At 40.2% G+C, this 19,198-nt stretch carries 18 protein-coding genes; 7 read left to right on the top strand and 11 right to left on the bottom strand.

What is annotated here, in order from left to right:
- Positions 1 to 181: 181 nt before the first annotated feature.
- Positions 182 to 1,081, top strand: coding sequence for a YhcN/YlaJ family sporulation lipoprotein (locus AC4E8C_RS10695; protein WP_490212088.1), 900 nt, complete (start codon positions 182 to 184; stop codon positions 1,079 to 1,081).
- 101 nt (positions 1,082 to 1,182) lie between these two features.
- On the opposite strand, the gene AC4E8C_RS10690 is transcribed toward AC4E8C_RS10695, so the two are convergent.
- From AC4E8C_RS10690 to AC4E8C_RS10675, 4 genes are all read right to left on the bottom strand, one after another.
- Positions 1,183 to 2,181, bottom strand: a complete 999-nt coding sequence (locus tag AC4E8C_RS10690) for a glycerophosphodiester phosphodiesterase family protein (RefSeq protein WP_490212087.1) — start codon at positions 2,179 to 2,181, stop codon at positions 1,183 to 1,185.
- 145 nt (positions 2,182 to 2,326) lie between these two features.
- Entirely contained in the window at positions 2,327 to 2,803 is a 477-nt protein-coding gene (locus AC4E8C_RS10685) for an SRPBCC domain-containing protein (protein WP_490212086.1), read from the bottom strand.
- Positions 2,804 to 2,990: 187 nt separating this feature from the next.
- Positions 2,991 to 4,433: an amino acid permease gene (locus tag AC4E8C_RS10680; RefSeq protein WP_490212085.1), complete on the bottom strand. Its 1,443-nt coding sequence runs from the start codon at positions 4,431 to 4,433 to the stop codon at positions 2,991 to 2,993.
- A gap of 188 nt (positions 4,434 to 4,621) precedes the next feature.
- Entirely contained in the window at positions 4,622 to 4,792 is a 171-nt protein-coding gene (locus AC4E8C_RS10675) for a Fur-regulated basic protein FbpA (RefSeq protein WP_490212084.1), read from the bottom strand.
- Positions 4,793 to 5,058: 266 nt separating this feature from the next.
- On the opposite strand from AC4E8C_RS10675, the gene AC4E8C_RS10670 reads away from it, so the two are divergent.
- The 6 genes from AC4E8C_RS10670 (at position 5,059) to AC4E8C_RS10645 (ending at position 11,304) form a co-directional block, all read left to right on the top strand.
- A complete protein-coding gene (locus AC4E8C_RS10670; RefSeq protein WP_490212083.1) occupies positions 5,059 to 5,985 on the top strand; it encodes an MBL fold metallo-hydrolase in 927 nt (308 codons plus the stop codon).
- A gap of 371 nt (positions 5,986 to 6,356) precedes the next feature.
- Positions 6,357 to 7,457: a C40 family peptidase gene (locus AC4E8C_RS10665; protein WP_490212082.1), complete on the top strand. Its 1,101-nt coding sequence runs from the start codon at positions 6,357 to 6,359 to the stop codon at positions 7,455 to 7,457.
- A 153-nt stretch (positions 7,458 to 7,610) separates the two neighbouring features.
- Positions 7,611 to 8,579, top strand: coding sequence for a bile acid:sodium symporter family protein (locus AC4E8C_RS10660; RefSeq protein WP_490212081.1), 969 nt, complete (start codon positions 7,611 to 7,613; stop codon positions 8,577 to 8,579).
- Between the two features lie 158 nt (positions 8,580 to 8,737).
- Positions 8,738 to 9,061 carry an ArsR/SmtB family transcription factor gene (locus tag AC4E8C_RS10655; RefSeq protein ID WP_490212080.1) on the top strand — a complete coding sequence of 108 codons (324 nt, stop codon included), beginning with the start codon at positions 8,738 to 8,740 and terminating at the stop codon, positions 9,059 to 9,061.
- A gap of 71 nt (positions 9,062 to 9,132) precedes the next feature.
- Complete coding sequence (locus AC4E8C_RS10650) at positions 9,133 to 9,999, top strand: permease (RefSeq protein ID WP_490212079.1); 867 nt, start codon at positions 9,133 to 9,135, stop codon at positions 9,997 to 9,999.
- Positions 10,000 to 10,305: 306 nt separating this feature from the next.
- Complete coding sequence (locus AC4E8C_RS10645; RefSeq protein ID WP_490212078.1) at positions 10,306 to 11,304, top strand: NADPH:quinone oxidoreductase family protein; 999 nt, start codon at positions 10,306 to 10,308, stop codon at positions 11,302 to 11,304.
- Between the two features lie 43 nt (positions 11,305 to 11,347).
- Here the strand turns inward: AC4E8C_RS10645 and AC4E8C_RS10640 are convergent, their stop codons facing one another.
- From AC4E8C_RS10640 to sat, 7 genes are all read right to left on the bottom strand, one after another.
- Positions 11,348 to 11,590, bottom strand: a complete 243-nt coding sequence (locus AC4E8C_RS10640) for a hypothetical protein (RefSeq protein WP_490212077.1) — start codon at positions 11,588 to 11,590, stop codon at positions 11,348 to 11,350.
- 503 nt (positions 11,591 to 12,093) lie between these two features.
- Positions 12,094 to 13,812, bottom strand: a complete 1,719-nt coding sequence (cysI, locus tag AC4E8C_RS10635) for an assimilatory sulfite reductase (NADPH) hemoprotein subunit (protein ID WP_490212076.1) — start codon at positions 13,810 to 13,812, stop codon at positions 12,094 to 12,096.
- A gap of 27 nt (positions 13,813 to 13,839) precedes the next feature.
- A complete protein-coding gene (locus AC4E8C_RS10630) occupies positions 13,840 to 15,642 on the bottom strand; it encodes an assimilatory sulfite reductase (NADPH) flavoprotein subunit (protein WP_490212075.1) in 1,803 nt (600 codons plus the stop codon).
- Positions 15,643 to 15,874: 232 nt separating this feature from the next.
- Positions 15,875 to 16,603, bottom strand: a complete 729-nt coding sequence (locus tag AC4E8C_RS10625) for a sirohydrochlorin chelatase (protein ID WP_490212074.1) — start codon at positions 16,601 to 16,603, stop codon at positions 15,875 to 15,877.
- A gap of 20 nt (positions 16,604 to 16,623) precedes the next feature.
- A complete protein-coding gene (cobA, locus tag AC4E8C_RS10620) occupies positions 16,624 to 17,400 on the bottom strand; it encodes a uroporphyrinogen-III C-methyltransferase (protein WP_490212073.1) in 777 nt (258 codons plus the stop codon).
- Between the two features lie 29 nt (positions 17,401 to 17,429).
- Positions 17,430 to 18,029, bottom strand: coding sequence for an adenylyl-sulfate kinase (cysC, locus tag AC4E8C_RS10615; protein ID WP_490212072.1), 600 nt, complete (start codon positions 18,027 to 18,029; stop codon positions 17,430 to 17,432).
- Between the two features lie 16 nt (positions 18,030 to 18,045).
- A complete protein-coding gene (sat, locus tag AC4E8C_RS10610) occupies positions 18,046 to 19,197 on the bottom strand; it encodes a sulfate adenylyltransferase (protein ID WP_490212071.1) in 1,152 nt (383 codons plus the stop codon).
- Position 19,198 lies beyond the last annotated feature (1 nt).

Below are 19,198 nucleotides of genomic sequence, written 5' to 3'. Positions count from 1 at the left end.
AAAAAATAATCAACTTTATTTAACCCTCTTTTTTTACATAGGATAGGTTACAGAACTCTTTTTTTATTTGGAAACATCTTTCCAGTCAACTCAATTTTTACCTCCATTCCACATCGAATACTCTCGCCGATATGGGTGACCATATATGTGTAAGACTATTTTCTTTTAGGGAGTGACTTACTTGTTGAAAAAAAGTTTAGCACCATTCGTGTTGGCAACCACTTTAATCGGGTTAACTGGCTGTAACGGTAATAATAATAATAATGCAGCTGATCTTAATAGAGGAAATATGGGTGTAGATGTACGAAACAATGCACGTGATAACACCCATTTAAGAAATGTACGGAACAATGTGAACAACGGAGTGAATGTAAATAACGTTTCAAATCGAAACTTACGCGTATCGACTCGTGCCGGTCAAAGTGTTGAAAACCTAAAGGAAGTCGATCTCGCTCATGTCATCATTCGCAATAATGATGCCTATGTCGGAGTTAAATTAAAAAATAATCGAAATAACAAAGGAACTGCCAATCGTGGGGCTGGAACTACTAACAATGGAACAGCTAATATTACCGGTACTGGCATGAATGGGAACTATCCAGGAACAACCGGTCTCAATCCAACAGGCAGAACAGGAACAACCAACTATTTTGACACCACTGGAACTGCTAATAATAATGGAACTATGCGTGGCACCAATGATGGGATGACAGGAACTCGTGATACTGGTTTAAATGGAGGCAATTCAACAAATATTACTGGTACAACTAGTAATGGGACAACTGGAACTACTGGAACTACTGGAAGACCGGGAACTACTGGAACAACCGGAAGAACTGGAACAACCGGAACTACTGGGACAACTGGAACAACTGGCTATAAAAAAGTTTCCTCTTCTCTTGATCAACGAATAGCAGACCAAGTTCGTAAAACTGACAAAAACATACACAATGTTTATGTTTCTTACGATGCTAATTTCTTTAATCAAATGACTAACTATACAACTGATATCCAAAATGGACGAAATAGAGATGGAGTCTGGAACAACTTTACCAATACCGTTAGAAATGTTTTTAGGTAAAAAAATACTTTTTCTCTAATTGACTGAAAAAAACACTGCAATTTCATATTTGAAATTGCAGTGTTTTTTAGTTTACATAATTTAATTATGTAAACTAAAACTTATTCCTTTGTTTGAACTTTTGAATTTTTTGTAAAGTATGGAGCAATTCGATCAATCCGGTTCGTCCAAAGACCACCAGAATAATGGGCTGGCAGTCTTTTTAGATCGTCTACAGAATCAAAGCCTTCGGACCAACTACCATCCCCAGCAACCACAATCACTCTGGTATTTACCTTATCCATTCGATTTAAAAACTTATTGGGCCAGCCCCATAAGTAAGGGGCATATTTCTCTGGAATATGTAATTGAGTGTTCTCACAAGCTTTTGGAATGTAGCCTGTCCAACCAATGCCAATATAGGGAAGCAAACAACTTTTTAATGTAGTCATAGACATTACTCTTAGGTCTGGTAACCGTTCCTTAAAGGGTTCTATCGGTTGATCATCACCATAGACAGTCAAATGACTCAAGCGATTTTCTGGAAGCTTTGAAAGATAGTAAGCCAACATAGTTCCCTCATAAGGATCACTACTTTTTATATGGATTAATAACGATTCATCTTGAAAATGAGCTAAGACCTCGTCCAGAGTAGGCATTAATCCCACTCCTTTACCACGGAAGGGAAACGTTCTTCCGTTATCTGCCGTATATCCATAGCCAATATCAGCCTTTTTTAACTCATCCATGGTAAAATCTTTAGTGGAACCCTTTAAATTTGTTCGGCAATCGAGTGTTCCATCATGAAAAACAGCAAATTGACCATCTTTTGTCGGTTTGATATCTAATTCAACCATATCTGCCCCAGCAGCAAATGCAGCGTCCATGGATGGAAGCGTATTTTCTAAGTATGGATGCTCTGGTTCATAAATGCGCTCTGCTGTACAGGTATCCCACTCAATTCCTTCCATCGTGAATGTTTGTCCCATTCCACGGTGGGCCAGCAAATATGGACTCCTCGCCCTGTCTGTTGTAAATAGAGACGTATTATTCAGAAATATAAATATAGCTAGAAGGAGAATAAATAATCCCAGTCTCTTTAATGCTTTTTTGAATGTCACTTGTTCATCCCCCATTAACTAAATATTCATATGTAAATGTACCATATTAAAACATATTGGATAATGTCTTTTATTGATTAAATTAAAAGCTCATTTGTCCCATAATAAAAAAAAAACGGTCTCTGCTTACGAGAGCCGCACCTGCTTATCTTTGTTCTCTGCGCTTCTTTTGAATTAGATAAAGTCTTCTTTTAATTTCGATTTCAAATTTTTGAAAAAAATTCTCTAACCCTTTGTTAGCTCTGGAATCTAATATAGGCTGACCTGCCAATGCCAATGCACCTGTCATTTCTATATCAGCCCGACAAGTTAATTGGGTTTTTCCTTGTTTCTCTGTTAACGAAAGTTTCGCCTTTCCTATGATTTCTCCGAGATTACCATTCCCCTTTACATGTAATTGAAAGTTGGAAGGCGCTCTTGCTTCATCTAGTTGGATTTCAAGTATAAAGGTATCCTGGATTGGTCCTATAGACGCCTTTATTTCGGCATAATATAGGCCTTTTGCTGTTTCTACAAAGGATGTACATCCGGGGAGAGTATTTCTAAGGACTTTTTCATCCTTTAGATATTTCCAAACCATGTTCCTAGGCATGCCGAAGAGATAATGATAATCGATTTTCACTGTTTCCCCTCCAATTGACAGAACGATTACATCCATTTATCGTATTCAGCGATGAATGAAACGGTTAATAATAAATGCAGCCATTCGCATGTTTGGAGGTCACCACTAATTATGTTACAAATCACCTTTAAAAAAGATGAGGCAGTTCCTAAATAGATGGTAACTGCCTTTACCTTTTTTAATCGAATTATGTTTCTTCGTCATCCACAGGCTTAGTACCATCCAGTTCCTGTGAGAACTCTGTTAGTAACTTTGGTTGTGCTTTCTTAGCATGAACTCTTTGATTAGATATTACCTTCGTTTTGGAGCGTGCCCGAAACCCCATCGCAAAGTAGATTGATGAGAAGGCCACAACCATCACAATCCCTGCAATAAGGCCAGTTCCCTGCCCTGGAATGAACGGCATACTCACCAGAACCACAATCAAGCTGATTAATGCAATATACGATGTATACGGAAAGCCGGGAATTTGGCAAATTCCTTCTGGAGGACAGCCTTCCCTCTTACGAAAGCGGATATGGCTGGCCATAATAATAGCATAGGTAAAAATCAATGCAAATCCGCCCGTACTAATGAGTACTAAATATACTCTAGGAAACAACAGGCCAAAACCTAATCCTAGCAGCATGGCAACACCGGAAAATAAGATTCCCCTGTAGGGTACATCCCTTGTGTCTTTCAACCAGCTCGGGGCATGACCCTCATCCGTTAGCGACCTAATCATTCTGCCAAGACCGAATATAGCTGCCAGCATCGCTGACAATATAGCCGAAATTAATACTAAATTAATCGCAGTCCCAGCCCAGCCGATCCCCCATCGATCAAGGGAAGCGACCATCGGACTAACCGTTTCATTCAGAGCCGCTGTAGGAATGAGTGGAAGCAAAACAGCTGCATAGACGATATACAATCCTACCAGAGAAAACACTGTATACTTAATGGCTTTAGGGATGGTTTCTCGTGGATTGTCTGCTTCCGATGCTGCTAGTCCAATGATTTCAAACCCCGCATAAGCAAACACAACAAGTAACATACTTCCCGCAATCCCTTTTATTCCACCTGGCATGATAGACTCTCGCGCCAGCTCGCCTGTCCCAATGGGAGCCGCTCCTGGGAGTACCCCAAATATTAGCACCAGAGCGGTGATGATAAAGAAAAGAATGGCGAAAATCTTTACTCCAGACAAACCGCTTTCAACCTTACCAAGTTTGTCTGCCCCTAATAAATTTAACAGCGTCACGGCAATGATAATGAAACTTCCAAAAATGGCAATCGATACGTTAGGAAACCACTCTCGGAGCAAGAGAGAAATAGCGGTAGCTTCACTTGACATTGATAAGACTGTTCCTGTCCAATACAACCAGCCGACTACAAAACCAGCACCTGAACCAAGCTCTCTGGCGGCGAAATTACTAAATGACCCCATTGAAGGACTTGCAACGGTCATCTCTGATAAGGCATAAAGGATGATATAAACCAGTATTCCAGCTAAAATATAAGACAATAAAATCGATGGCCCTGCTGCATGAATGGCAACGGACGAACCAAGAAAAAAGGAGCCCCCGATTACACTGCCTAAAGCCATCATGGTAAGCTGCCATGCTGACAGCCCTTTTCTTTTTTTCTCCATTAATCCTTTTCTCCAATACTCGAGATTTTGTCATGTCAGAGTTATTATTTACTCTGATGAAAAAAAGATTCTAAAAGAAATTCGAGGAGACAAAAGAAGAAGCCACTCAATGCCTGAGCGGCTCCTCCCTACTTCTAAGTATGATGTTGAACAGTAAATCTGGCATCCTTGTGTATATGATTGCGTTTTTAATTGGCCATTTCATTTTCTTCGGTGTCTTCCATTTCTTTTTCTAATTCACATAAAGTCATTTCATATAGATGCTTATTTTTGATTTTATACACACCGGATTTAATTAACTCATCAATTATTAGTTTTCTTTTTTCCTGGATAGCTTCCTGAAGTAGTTCGCTCACCATAGAAACCTCCATTCACAGACTTTTACAGGTTATCATAATGATTATTATAAATAGTCCTATCTTAAAATATTGTCGAACTTACAGACGAAAATAAATTGTTAGCGTATTTTAATAAACGCAACAATTTTGTTAGGGACAAAATGCTTTATTACAATATTTAATAGTATGCTTATATTTGACCCTTTTATCAAAGTTTTGCTGGCTTTGTGGATTATTGCTATACTCAACATATTAAAAAGTTCCTAAGAGATTAAGGTGAAGCCATAATGAAAAGATATGCAAATTTAGATAATGTAACCAGTAAAAAATCGATTAAGGACATGCGAAAATGGCAAAAAGAGCGAAGAAAAAAAATCAAAGATTTATCCATTAACATTGAACAGTCCCCGGTTAAAATGGTCAGCAAGATTGCTGAGAACAGAAGCAAAACAGCTTATACATGGATTGGACATTCTACCTTTTTATTACAGGTTAATGGAGTGAATATTTTAACTGACCCAGTTTGGGCCAATCGAATGGGCTTTCAAAAAAGATTAACAGACCCCGGACTTTCTTTACAAGATTTGCCGGAGATTGATTTGGTCGTCATTTCTCATGGCCATTACGATCATTTAGACTTCCCCACTTTGAAAAAATTAAAAGGTAATCCCCATTTTTTTGTACCAATTGGGTTGAAATCCCTTTTTAACAGAAAAGGTTATCAAAGGGTAACTGAAATGAATTGGTGGGAAAGCGTTGAACATAACGGCATAACCCTTCATTTTGTTCCCGCGCAACATTGGACAAGAAGATCGTTATTAGATATGAATACGTCTCATTGGGGCGGCTGGATCTTTCAAACTTCACAAGAAACACTCTATTTCGTTGGGGATACCGGCTACTTCAGCGGATTTAAACAAATAGCGGATCGATTTACTATCGACACCGTGTTTATGCCAATTGGTGCCTATGAGCCAGAATGGTTCATGGCTGTTTCACATATCTCTCCGGAAGACAGCGTGAAGGCATTTATTGAACTTGGTGCAAACTATTTTGTCCCTATGCATTATGGTGCTTATCGTTTAGCGGATGATACGGGTCCCGAGGCCTTAGAGCGTTTATTAAGGGAATGGGAAAAACAGCAACTACCTACGGAGCAGCTGAAGGTGCTTTTACTTGGTGAAACGGTGATGGAACATGGTATGGACAATTGAGGTCACTTTTTGGTCTCTCATGTTTTTTAATAAAAAGCTTATCTATTAGACAGTTTCTTAATTCACGATGAAGTTTTGTCCTTTAGAACTCTTCTATTGGACAATTTTCATTTTCCACACTCATGATTGGTCCAATAGATCCCTTCTATTGGACTGTCTCCTCTTCCCCTCTTTGGGTTTTGTCCTTTAACACTCTTTTTGCTCCAAATATAATATATTCTCCTAATTTAAAGACTTTAAACCTCTGTTATCGAATTGTAATATTCTTATAACACAGTTGATAGAAAGATTTGTTACACTATCTATATATTAAATATTATGAATATTAAGAAAAAAGGAACCAAAAAAAAAGAGAAAGTAGTAGGTGTGACATGTTTAAAAAAATTGTTATCCTGTTAAGTTTGTTAATCTTGCTTCTTGCCGCCGGTGTCAATTTTTCCACACATACCGTTCAAGCTGAATCGATTAGTACTATACATAATTCCAACCAAGTAACCGATACCAGCCATGTAAAGCCCTTAACAGTTGAGCCCGATGTACCAAACCTTAAAGGGTATTCGCTGAGCCTTACAGAACAACTACATCAATTATCTCTTGCAATCCAAGAAAATCGTCAGGCAATCCAGCTGGCCGAGATCAAAGCTAATGAAATGAAATCAGAAGTTGAAACAATAGAACGAGAGATTCATTTTTTAGAAGATAGCATTAATAAGCGGACAAATGTATTAAAAGATCGTGCCCTCGCCTACCAACAAAGTGAAAAACATATTACCTATCTCGAAGTTCTTATTGGTGCGACGAGTTTAAGTGATTTTGTGGAACGAGTAGGCGCCGTCGCTGCCATAGCGGAAGCCGATCGTACACTTATAGAGCAGCAGGAGGACGAGCAAAAGGAACTAACTAAGAAACAGACCGCTTTACAAACCAAATTAACAAACATGGCTGAGGTGAAACGCGAGTTTGATTTAAAGCAAGCCCACCTTATAAAACAGCAAGCTGAAATCAAGCAAATAGAAGAACAACTCAAACAAGAAGAGACTAAAAAAAGTGCACCATTAACCATAAACTCGGTCTCCACTGCTGGGGATGATTACATTCAAACGGTTATAAATGCTGGCAAAAAGTATATAGGTAATTCTGTTTATGCATTTGGCGGCGGCCGCACTACGCAGGATATTGCCCGTGGACGATTTGATTGTTCGGGCTTTGTCCATTGGGCATTCTCGCAAGCTGGCATAGAAATTGGCAGCAATACTTCTTCCATTAAAAATGATGGCAGGCAGATTTCTCCAAGTGAAATGCAGCCGGGAGATCTGGTATTCTTTGATACGTATAAACGAGATGGACATGTCGGTATTTATCTTGGAGATGGAAAGTTTATTGGTTCTCAAAGTTCCACCGGTGTTGCGATTGCCGATATGACACAAGGGTATTGGGAAAATGCATTTAAGGGGCGAGTTGTCCGCATTTAATAGCATTTATCCTTTATCTATTGAAAAAATTAACGCGTTCGAGTAAAAAAGAATTATTTTTCAAAAAAAATAATATTCTCACTATTGTGTTTATTGAAATAATATTCTATAATACTTAGCATTACGAATGAAAGATTAATAGGGGTGTAAAAAATGAAAACTTTAGAACGTGTTAGTCAGTTTGTCGGCAATACCTTTGCCATCTGGGTGCTAATCTTTGCGGTCCTTGCATTTGTTTCCCCACCAACATTTACTTGGATAGCCCCCCATATATCACTTTTATTAGGAATTGTTATGTTTGGTATGGGCTTAACATTATCTGGAGGTGACTTTAAAGAGGTTTTCAAACGTCCTAAGGATGTAGCCATCGGCGTTGTCGGCCAATTTATCATCATGCCAGGAATTGCTTTTTTGCTTGCAAAAGGCTTAAACTTGCCCGCTGAAATTGCTGTTGGGGTTATTTTAGTAGGATGCTGTCCCGGGGGTACTTCTTCAAACGTTATGACCTTCCTTGCAAAAGGAGATGTTGCATTAAGCGTTACGATTACATCGGTTACAACCATTCTTGCACCAATCGTTACACCTGCACTTATTTTATTACTTGCCAGTGAATGGATTCCGGTTGATCCAGGCAGCCTATTCATCTCAATTGTTAAAATCGTCATAATTCCTATTGTCCTTGGACTAGTGGTGAAGAAGTTATTTAATAAACAAGCACAAGCCAGTGTAAAGGTGCTTCCACTTGTATCGATTATTGCGATTGTTGCCATTGTTGCAGCGGTTGTTTCCGCTAACCAAGCAGCCATTGCTAAAACAGGTTTACTTATTTTCGCTGTTGTTGTTCTTCATAACTGTCTTGGTTATATGCTTGGCTATATTTTTGGAAAAATCTTTAAAATGGACCTCTCCAAGAAAAAAGCTGTGGCAATTGAGGTAGGCATGCAAAACTCTGGATTAGGTGCAGCTATTGCAACGGCGCACTTCTCTCCATTGGCAGCTGTACCAAGTGCGATTTTCAGTGTATGGCACAACATTTCCGGGCCAATTCTTGCAACAATTTTTAGAAGAATGAAAGATGACCCAAATACAACTGCTGCTAAGGATAATACTTTATCAGTTTAACAAGCAAGTGGCACTCATTAAGCAATGAGTGCCATTTTCTTATATAGATTCTTTAATCATTTAAATCAACTTTTTTTGATTAACAGGATTGACAAATGAAAATATTGGTAATATGATAAAAGCATCAAAATTATTTGATTAATAAGGAAGGTGAAAACATGAACCAAGAAATCCCCTTACAGGACCTTTCAATGGAAAAGTTCTATGAAAGATATGAGTTAAAGTTCAAAGCGATCGCAGATAAAAAGAGACTACAGATTATGAATATTTTAACTCAAAAAGGTGCGATGTGCGTGTGTGATTTAGCGCCGATCGTTGGGATGACACAATCCAAATTATCCTATCACTTAAAGATCCTCCTTGATGCCAACATCCTTTTTAAAGAAACAAAAGGTACATGGAGTTACTACGAACTAAACCAGGAGGAGCTTAACCATTTATTGTCACACGAACTGTGCTGCGTTTTTAAACCTAGCTGCTAATTTTTTTAAATGATTAATCAATTTTTTTTGATTAATATATCAATATAATTTGATTAACTGGAGGATCAAACATGTATATAGACACTTTAAAAAGTTTTTTATCAATTGCCTTGGAATTAACTATCCTTTTTATCGTCATTTCGTTTATCATCAGTCTGCTTCAGGGATGGATTCCCTATGAAAAAATCGAAAAAAAATTATCTGGTAAAAATCGTTTGGTCGGTGCATTTGTGGCCATTGTCTTTGCGTTTATTACTCCCTTCTGTTCCTGCTCCACGATTCCTGTTGTAGTCAATATGTTAAAAAAGAAAATGCCCTTTGGAATTGTAATGATTTTTCTGTTCGCCTCCCCTGTCTTAGATCCAACGATTCTGACCATTATGGGGGTCATGCTCGGTTGGAAAGTGACTGTTATTTACACGGCATTAACGACGATTTTTTCTATTATTATTGGTTTCAGCCTTGAAAAGTTAGGGTTTGAAAACTCGGTTAAGAATGTGGTTATGACCGGGTATGAACAACAAACAAAGCGGTTTAATCTTAAGCTGGCATGGAAAGAAACACTGGATTTAATGAAAAGTGTTTATCCGTATTTAATCATAGGTGCCGCCATCGGTGCAGTCATTCATGGCTTAGTTCCAACCTCTTGGATATCATCTGTTTTTGGTGCCGATCATTGGTGGCTCATTCCCATTGCAGCAATTATTGGGATTCCATTATATATTCGTCTCTCCAGTATGATTCCAATCTCACAAATTCTAATCGCAAAAGGAATGGCATTGGGCCCTGTCATGGCCATAATTATCAGTTCTGCAGGTGCAAGTCTGCCAGAAGTCATTCTCTTGAAATCCATCTTTAAAAAGCAACTCGTGTTTACGTTTGTTTTATCGGTATTTGCCATGTCGACTATCTCTGGCTTTATTTTTTACTTAATTTAACGGGGGTGAAAAAAATATGTGGAATTTTTTCAACAAAAAGTCTGACTGTTGTAGTATTAAAATTGAAGAAGTACAAGAAGACTGTTGCTCAACCCAAGAGAATTGCTGTACCATTGAGGATCCTCTTGAAAATAGCGAAGCAAAATAAATGTGTTTTGCAGTAGGGGCTTTGTTTTTACATAGTCCCCTTTTTTGTTTCCTACTTTTTCACAAAAGAGGAAGATTAGGCAACCATAATAGTGATAAAATAAAGATATTATTTTATAAAGCTCCAAAAATATGGTAGAAATTAAAGGAGAAAAATCAATGACGCAATCGTTTGATGCATTAGTAGTCAATAAGCAAGATGAGGACTATTCTGTCAAAGTTCAGAAATTAACACTGACTGATTTACAGGCTGGCGAAGTTTTAATTCGTGTTCACTACTCCAGTGTCAATTATAAAGATAGTCTTGCTACGATCCCAAATGGGAACATTGTCAACACCTATCCCTTTGTACCTGGAATTGATTTAGCAGGTGTTGTTGTTTCATCAGATGATGATCGTTACAAAGAAGGTGACGAGGTAATTGCCACAAGCTATGAAATTGGTGTGTCCCATTATGGCGGCTACAGTGAGTTTGCTCGAATTCCTGCAGATTGGATAGTTCCCTTACCAAAAGGGCTCACCTTACAAGAAGCAATGATTATCGGAACAGCTGGATTCACAGCAGCCCTTTCTGTCCAACGCCTTTTAGACAATAATCTAAAGCCTGAAAACGGTAAAGTACTTGTCACAGGGGCTACTGGCGGTGTTGGCAGCTTTGCTGTCTCAATTCTTTCTACGCTAGGTTTTACTGTCGAAGCAAGTACAGGTAAAGAATCCGAACATGACTACTTAAAAAAACTTGGAGCTAATGCGGTTATACCGCGTGAAGAAGTGTATGATGGTGGGAAAATCCGGGCCTTAGGCAAGCAAAAATGGGCTGCTGCGGTGGATCCAGTTGGTGGTGAGCCACTCGCCTCTCTATTAAGTCAAATTCAATATGGCGGTTCGGTTGCTGCAAGTGGATTAACGGCTGGAACAAAACTGCCAACAACAGTCTTCCCGTTCATTCTAAGAGGTATAAATTTGCTAGGAATTGACTCGGTTTACTGTCCCATGGAGACCCGTTTGAACATTTGGAATCACCTTGCCACTGATTTCAAACCAGCTAACCTAGAAGCACTCATTCAACAAGAAGTAACACTAGCACAACTTCCAGACGTCCTCCCTACCTTACTAAAAGGGCAAGCTCGAGGAAGAATAATAGTTAAACTAGTTTAAAATAGTGCCTGACACCATAATGGTGTCAGGCACTATTTTGATTTTATGCGTAGTGAATACCGGCAGGCTTGATATTATTACTGTCATTTGAGCCGCAAGGTGTGACTGCGTATGTCATTCCGCATGTTGGGCAGTTCATAATAACCGTCTCTAATGTAAATGTCTCTCCACATTCGCAATTTATTACATGCGCCACTGCTGGGGCAAAATTTTCTTTTCCTTTACTCTTCACATGATCTACAATGTCTTTTCCATCTTTTAAATTAGTTGAACAACCACAGCTCATTCGATACCCCTCCAAAATTCAATAAATTCCTTTAAATTTAGAATAGCACAGAAACATTTAATGCTACGTGTCTAAAAATAAACACATTGTGACAATCACAATAAAACTAATACAAGCTATAATGGAAACGTGATTGCATATCATTAAGGCTCTGTAATTGTTCATGGTTGATTTTCGTGTAGGTATGAGAATTCATAGGAGGAGAATTTCCGGTTAATGAATATCTTGCAAGCTTAAGAAGAGGATAAAAGCGGAGAAATTCCGATTAACTGCTTTAAATAAGGCAAAATACATGGATTTGGATAAGATAAACGGAAAAACTTCCTTTATTTTTAGTGAAATATGGGTATTTCCGAATTTAAACGGAATTTTTTCGGTTATTTTTTAAATAAGTGAAATCAAGATTCATTTATAACAGAACCATCATTAAAAAAGGATGAAATCATGATGATTTCATCCTTTTTTACCACTAAAAACTGCTGCTAATTTTAGCAAGGTCTTATTTATTCATGAAAATTAGTGCCATCTGTGGTTGCCTTCACAATACCAGCACGGATAACAAAATCACCAAAATGTTCCCCATTATTCCGCTCTTTCGCATAACGAGGAAGAATCACACGCAATTCATTTAGAATTTCGGTTTCCCCAATATTTTCACGATACATTTTGCTTAAACGGCTGCCATCATGGGCTGCACCTAGATACATGTTATATTTACCCACTGCTTTACCGATAAAGCCAATTTCCCCAAGGGCGTGGCGGGCGCAACCATTTGGACAGCCGGTCATACGAATGGTGATATCTTCATCGCGCAAGCCTGCTTCATCTACAATCTCCTCGATTTTTGTGATGAGAGTTGGTAAATAGCGTTCTGCTTCTGCCATCGCTAATCCACAAGTGGGAAGAGCCACACAGGCCATGGAGCTGCGGCGAAGAGCCGAGTAATGCTTGCCATCGGTCAATCCATATTTTTCAATCAATTCATTGATTATCTTCTTCTTCTGGCTTGAAACATTGGCAATAATGACGTTTTGATTACCGGTTAAGTGGAAATCACCAGTATGAACTTTGGCAATTTCGCGTAAACCTGTCTTTAATTGATATTCTGGGTAGTCCGCCACACGGCCGTTTTCAATGAACAGGGTGAAGTTCCATTTCCCTTGAATACCTTTTACCCAGCCGTACCGATCAACGTTATGATCGAACTTAAACGGCTTCGCTTCTTCCAGACTCCAGCCAAGACGGTTTTCAAGTTCAGTCTTAACTGTTTCAAGACCCAATCTGTCGACTGTGTACTTAAAGCGGGCATTTTTACGAACAGAACGATTTCCGTAATCACGTTGGATGGTAATGGTTTTTTCTGCTACTTCATATAGTTGATGCGGTTTCACGAAGCCGATGACTTTTGCCAGTTGCGGATAGGTTGCCGTATCACCGTGAGTCATCCCCATACCGCCGCCGATTGCCACGTTAAAGCCGATTAGTTTGTCATCTTCCACAATCGCAATGAAACCCAAATCCTGTGAAAAGATATCGATGTCATTGGACGGAGGTATGGCGATACCGATTTTGAACTTACGTGGCAAGTAAGTTGGACCATACATTGGTTCCACTTCTTCGAATTCAGGCGTGCCGGCTACTTTTTCCTCATCGAGCCAGACTTCATAATACGCTCTTGTTTTCGGAAGCAAGTCATTACTTAATTTCTTGGACCATTCATACACTTCAGCGTGAAGCTCAGACTGATAGGGGTTTGAAGAACACATCACGTTTCGGTTTACGTCACCACAAGCAGCAATGGTATCCATTAGTGCGGCATTGATTTCCTGAATGGTACTTTTCATATTCCATTTTAAAATGCCGTGCATCTGCCATGTTTCTCGTGTCGTAAGTTTTAACGTCCCATTTCCATATTTGTCAGCAAGCTCATCCATGACCAGCCATTGGTTCGGTGCTGCAACACCACCAGGCAAGCGGACACGCAGCATGAATTGATAGGCTGGCTCCAATTTTTGCTTTTGGCGCTCATTGCGAAGATCCCGGTCGTCTTGCAAGTAACTGCCATGATGTTTCATTAAGCGGTTATCATCCTCTGGAATACCGGCACTGATTCGTTCCTGCATAACTTCCTTCAACGTACCGCGCAGATAGTTGCTTCGAGATTTTATATCCTCTACATCACTTGGTGGTCCATCTGGTGCTTTTAATGTTGGGTTTACCATGTTGAAAAAAACTCCTTTCCATCCAAATCAATATACATCCCGCTGATAGCGTTTTTGTTGTTGTAGATCGGTAAGATAGGCTTCTGCAGCTTCTCGGCTTAGACCGCCTTCTTTTTCAATAATTTCAACGAGAGTCTGATGGACGTCGTGTGCCATGTGTTTCTCATCACCGCAAATATAAACGGCTGCTCCTTCTTGAAGCCACGTGAACAATTCACTGCTGTGTTCCTGTAAGCGGTGCTGTACGTATACTTTTTCCTTGGTGTCCCTTGAAAAAGCAACATCCATTTTCGTTAACGTGCCATTTTTTAACCACTTTTGCCATTCAATCTGATAGAGAAAATCAGTTACGAAATGCTGGTCACCAAAGAATAACCACGATTTTCCAGCTTGATTACCTGCTTCTTCACGTTCCTGCATAAAAGCACGAAACGGTGCAACACCCGTCCCCGGTCCAATCATGATGATCGGTGTTTCGGGATTTTTTGGCAGCTTAAAGTTTTCATTATGCTGAACATAAACATTTAAACGATCTTCTGGGTTTAATCGTTCTGCTGCTAAATTGGAGCAGACACCCTTACGATTGCGGCCATGCGCCTCATAGCGAACCGCTCCAATCGTCAAGTGGACTTCCTCAGGATTGGCAGTATAGCTGCTGGATATTGAATAAAGGCGGCTAGGTATTTTTCGCAAAATTGAAACAAATTCCTGCGCAGAAGCATCCCAAGGTTTAAAGTCACGTACTAAATCTACCAAGTCGCGGCCCTCAAGATACTCTTTCACTTGTTGCTGATGGCCTTCCGCTAACAGTTCATGTAAATTCTCGTTCGCAGAAAGATTTACTGCCTTTTGTAAAAGTGGTTTTGTTAATACCGTAATTTCATAATAGGATAAAAGCGCTTCTTTAAGCGAACGAACATCTCCCTGCTTGACTGTAACCATTTCCTCAGGATTCCAGTTCATCTCTTCTAAAAGCAACTCAACAAGTTCAGGATCATTATCTGGATAGATGCCTAGGCTATCCCCTGGTTCATAAGTAAGGCCCGAACCCTCTAGCGACAATTCAAGGTGCCGTGTTTCTTTATTCGAGCCACGGCCGTTTAAATTAATATTTTCAAGCACTTCTGCTTTAAATGGATTGGTTCTCGAATATTCTGTTTCGACAGTCTGTGGTGCAGGTGATGGTGCTGTGCTTCCACCGCTTGGCACCTCACTAATGCTCCCAAGCACACCCTCAAGCCATTCTGCTGCAGGTTCATCGTAATCCACATCGCAGTCAAAACGCGGGTATAATCGAGTGCCGCCAAGTTCTTCTAAGCGTGAATCGAATTCTTTGCCAGTATGACAGAAAAATTCATACGAACTGTCACCTAAGGCTAACACTGAATAATGAAGATCCTCTAGTTTCGGAGCTCTTTTACTAAAAAGAAATTCGTGGAAGGTAATGGCATTATCAGGCGGTTCGCCTTCCCCATGTGTACTAACAATAATAAGAAGGTTTTTGAGTTTCTTTAAATTATTCGTTTTAAAATCACTCATGGATGTGACGGTTACATGAAAACCGTTTGATTCCAGTGTTTTAGCTGATTTTTTGGCAAGCCCCTGGGCATTACCTGTTTGTGATCCATAGAGAATCGTTATTTCTTTTGAGACTGTTTGTGTTGGCAAAGCGATTTGTCCTGGTGCTGTTCCCAGTCCTGATGTAAATTGGGAACCAGCCAGAAAGCCGCTTAACCAAACTTTTTGTGATTCTGTCAAGGTTGGCAGAATTTTGTTAAGAAGCTCAACCTGCTCCTGTGTAAACGGACTGTTCAATACCTGAAGTTGCAAAAAATAACACCTCACAATGGGATAAAAGTAAATAATATAATGTCTTTACGAAGTGACTTGAGTGTGAATGTCCTCTCTCTACGAATCTAGCATGACATTTTTTTGCGTTTGAGACAACTAAAATTAAATATTAAAATAACATTTTCTCTTTTTTTGCTCAATTTAGTAGTAGTCTCGGTAAAACCGTCAGCACGGTACCAGCATGCAAAAATTTTCGTATTGAGACAGACTCCTAGGTAGCCGCACGCTCTATGACGACATCCTCAATTACCTGATGACTGCTTAACGGCCCTGTATTATAAATAGAACTGCCAGCATTCATCCACTTACGTATTTCTTGGGTGATTTCGGCAGTAAGGAGACCTGAAAATAAAAGATAGGGGATCACAATCACGGAGCCCTCCTGCTCTGGATTTTCCAGTACACGCCGGAAACCTTCTTCCAATCTTGGCGCAGCTGCAGCCAAGTAGCAAACAGTAACGTCTTTCACTCCAAGCCGTTCTCTAATTCCATTAGCAATCATAGCAAAATCCGCTTGAATACCTGGATCACTGCTTCCTCTGCCAACAACCAGAGCTTGATCCTGATGTCCAATCGAACCAACCGAATCTCTAACCAGCTCTGCAATGGCATCAAGAATTTTATCTTGGACACCAAATGGATCCTTTATGGATACTTGAATATCAGGAAATTTTGCTTGCACTTCCGATAACGCACGAGGAATATCTTGTTTAATGTGCCCAGCTGCCAACAGGAACAATGGAACGACAGTGATTTCTGTCGCACCTTTGTCTGCACAACGCCGGAAGCCTTCTTCAATAGAAGGCTCCGACAGTTCTAAAAAGCTTATTTCTTGAACAGGCACTTCCACCCGCTTCATTACTCTCTCAACAAAGGCCCTTGCTTCGCTGGTTCCTTTTTTCGAGCGCGTCCCATGTCCAATGTATAAAATGGCTTTCATTTTAGATGCACCTTTCTGTCTTATCCGTGAACAACTGGCAAGTTTGGAATAATATCTTCAGCAAACCAGTTTATTTTTTCATGAAGACGAACGACCTCGCCAATCACCATCATACTGGGATTGGAAATCGCTTCCTTCTTTACAAGTCCTTCAATGGTCTCAAGCGTCCCGACTACCGTTCGCTGATCGCTTAATGTCCCCCATTGAACGAGGGCAATGGGTGTAGACGGTGACTTTCCATGTTGGACGAGTTTCTCGACTATCGTCGATAAATGGGATACCCCCATATAAACGCAAATTGTATCAACGGCATTTGCCAGATGGTACCATTGATGTTCGGCCGCGGTATCACCTGCTTGATGACCTGTTATAAACGCAAAGCTACGACTAAGGTTCCGGTGTGTGACGGGAATCCCTGCATAGGCGGTTGCAGCGATTCCGGCAGTAATACCGGGAACTATTTCAAATGGAACATCGTGCTTCGCGCATTCCTCGGCCTCTTCACCGCCGCGTCCGAACACAAATGGATCTCCGCCTTTTAAGCGGACGACCTGATACCCTCTTTTAGCGTATTTTACTAAAAAGTGATTGATCGTTTCCTGCTTCATTGTATGATAATGGGGGAGCTTGCCACAATAGACCAACTGAGCCCCTTCTTTTGCATGTTGCAGTAGTTCAGGATTGACGAGCCGATCATATAGGATGACATCAGCTTGCTGCAGGCAGCGCAATCCTTTAACTGTAATCAGATCTGGATCTCCAGGACCCGCACCTACTAAGAAAACCTTGCCAGCCATGACCATTTCATCCTTTCCTAACTAAGTTACTAAATTATGTTGTTCTTTTGCAAGTATTGAAATATTTGTTCAACCGCTTCACCGACAGTAAATTGGTCAGAACGAATCGTGATTTCTGGACGCTCTGGTGCTTCATACGGAGAATCAATTCCTGTAAAATCCTTAATTTCTCCCCGGCGTGCCTTCGCATAAAGCTGTTTCGGATCCCGCAACTCACATTGTTCTAATGGGCAGTCAATGAATACCTCGATAAACTCTCCTTCATTAAACAATTCACGAACTTGGTCCCGGTCGGAGCGGAATGGGGAAATAAATGCGGTTGTAACGACTGCGCCACTATCGACAAATAGTTTCGCCACTTCCCCGATTCTACGAATATTTTCTGTCCGGTCATAATCGGAAAAACCCAGGTCTTTGTTAAGACCATGACGGATATTATCGCCATCCAGGACATATTCATTAATGCCCTGGCGGTACAATTCACTTGAAACAGCATTGGCAATTGTGGATTTACCTGAGCCAGAAAGCCCGGTAAACCATAGTACGCAGCTGCCATGCCCATTTTGCGCGCGTCGGTCTTCTTTCGATACTGTTGTCGAGTGCCATGTAATATTCGTTGCTTTTGCCATTGTGGTTTTTTCCTCCTTAAACCGTTGCGGTTTCTTCTTTCATTCCTTCAATTAATACCTCGACGACTTCTTTACGGCTGAAAGTAGCAGGGGGAAGAACTCCGGCACGAAGCATTTCTCTTACCTTTGTACCTGAAAGAATGACACGGTCTTCTTTGCTGTGTGGGCAAGTTTTGTCAGATGCCATGCCTTCACATTTTGTGCAATAGAAGCTATGTTCAAAGAATAGTGGTTTAATCCCCAGTTCGTCTTCAGAAAAATTGCTGAAAATATGCTGAGCATCATATGTTCCATAGTAATTGCCTACCCCTGCATGGTCGCGGCCGACGATGAAATGGGTACAGCCAAAGTTCTTACGCGCAATCGCGTGGAAAATCGCTTCTCTTGGACCTGCATAACGCATGGCAGCAGGATACACACCAAGCTGAACCCGCTCAGCAGGATAGTAGTTATCGAGTAAAACACGATAGCTCTTTAAACGAACTTCTGCTGAAATATCGTCCGATTTTGTTTCGCCAACCAATGGGTTAACGAATAATCCATCAACTATTTCTAATGCAGCTTTTTGAATGTACTCATGTGCACGATGGATTGGATTTCTTGTCTGAAAGCCAACAATCGTTTTCCAGCCTTTTTCTTCAAACATTGCACGAGTTTCTTTTGGCTCATACCAAACATCAGAGAATACACCTTTTTCTGATTTCTTCACAAGGACGATATCACCGGCTAGATAAACTGGTCCTCTTTCATATAAACGTTTGACGCCCGGGTGAGCAACCTCATCTGTTTTGTAAACTTCAATTGCCTCTTTATCTAGATCAGGCTCATACCATTCAGATACCTTAATTACACCATAAACTTCTTCTTGAAAAACTAGTTTGATTTCTTCTCCCACTTCAAGTGATGCAGCCGTTTCATATGAAACTGGCAGTGTGACGGGAATGGACCAAATGGTGTTATCGGCTAAACGCATATTCGTTACAACAGATTCATAATCAGCCTTCCCCAGGAACCCGGTTAACGGACTAAACAGCCCAACACCAATTAACTCAAGATCACTTAAAGCTATTGTATCAATTTCAAGTTCTTTATGGATTTGTGTTACGTCGTAATTCGGATTAAATGCTTGGATGAGTTTTCCTCCATGAGGTTTTGGTAAAAATGACATT

The organism is Neobacillus sp. SRL179, from assembly GCF_984799095.1.
This window is presented reverse-complemented; position numbering and strand designations above follow the sequence as displayed.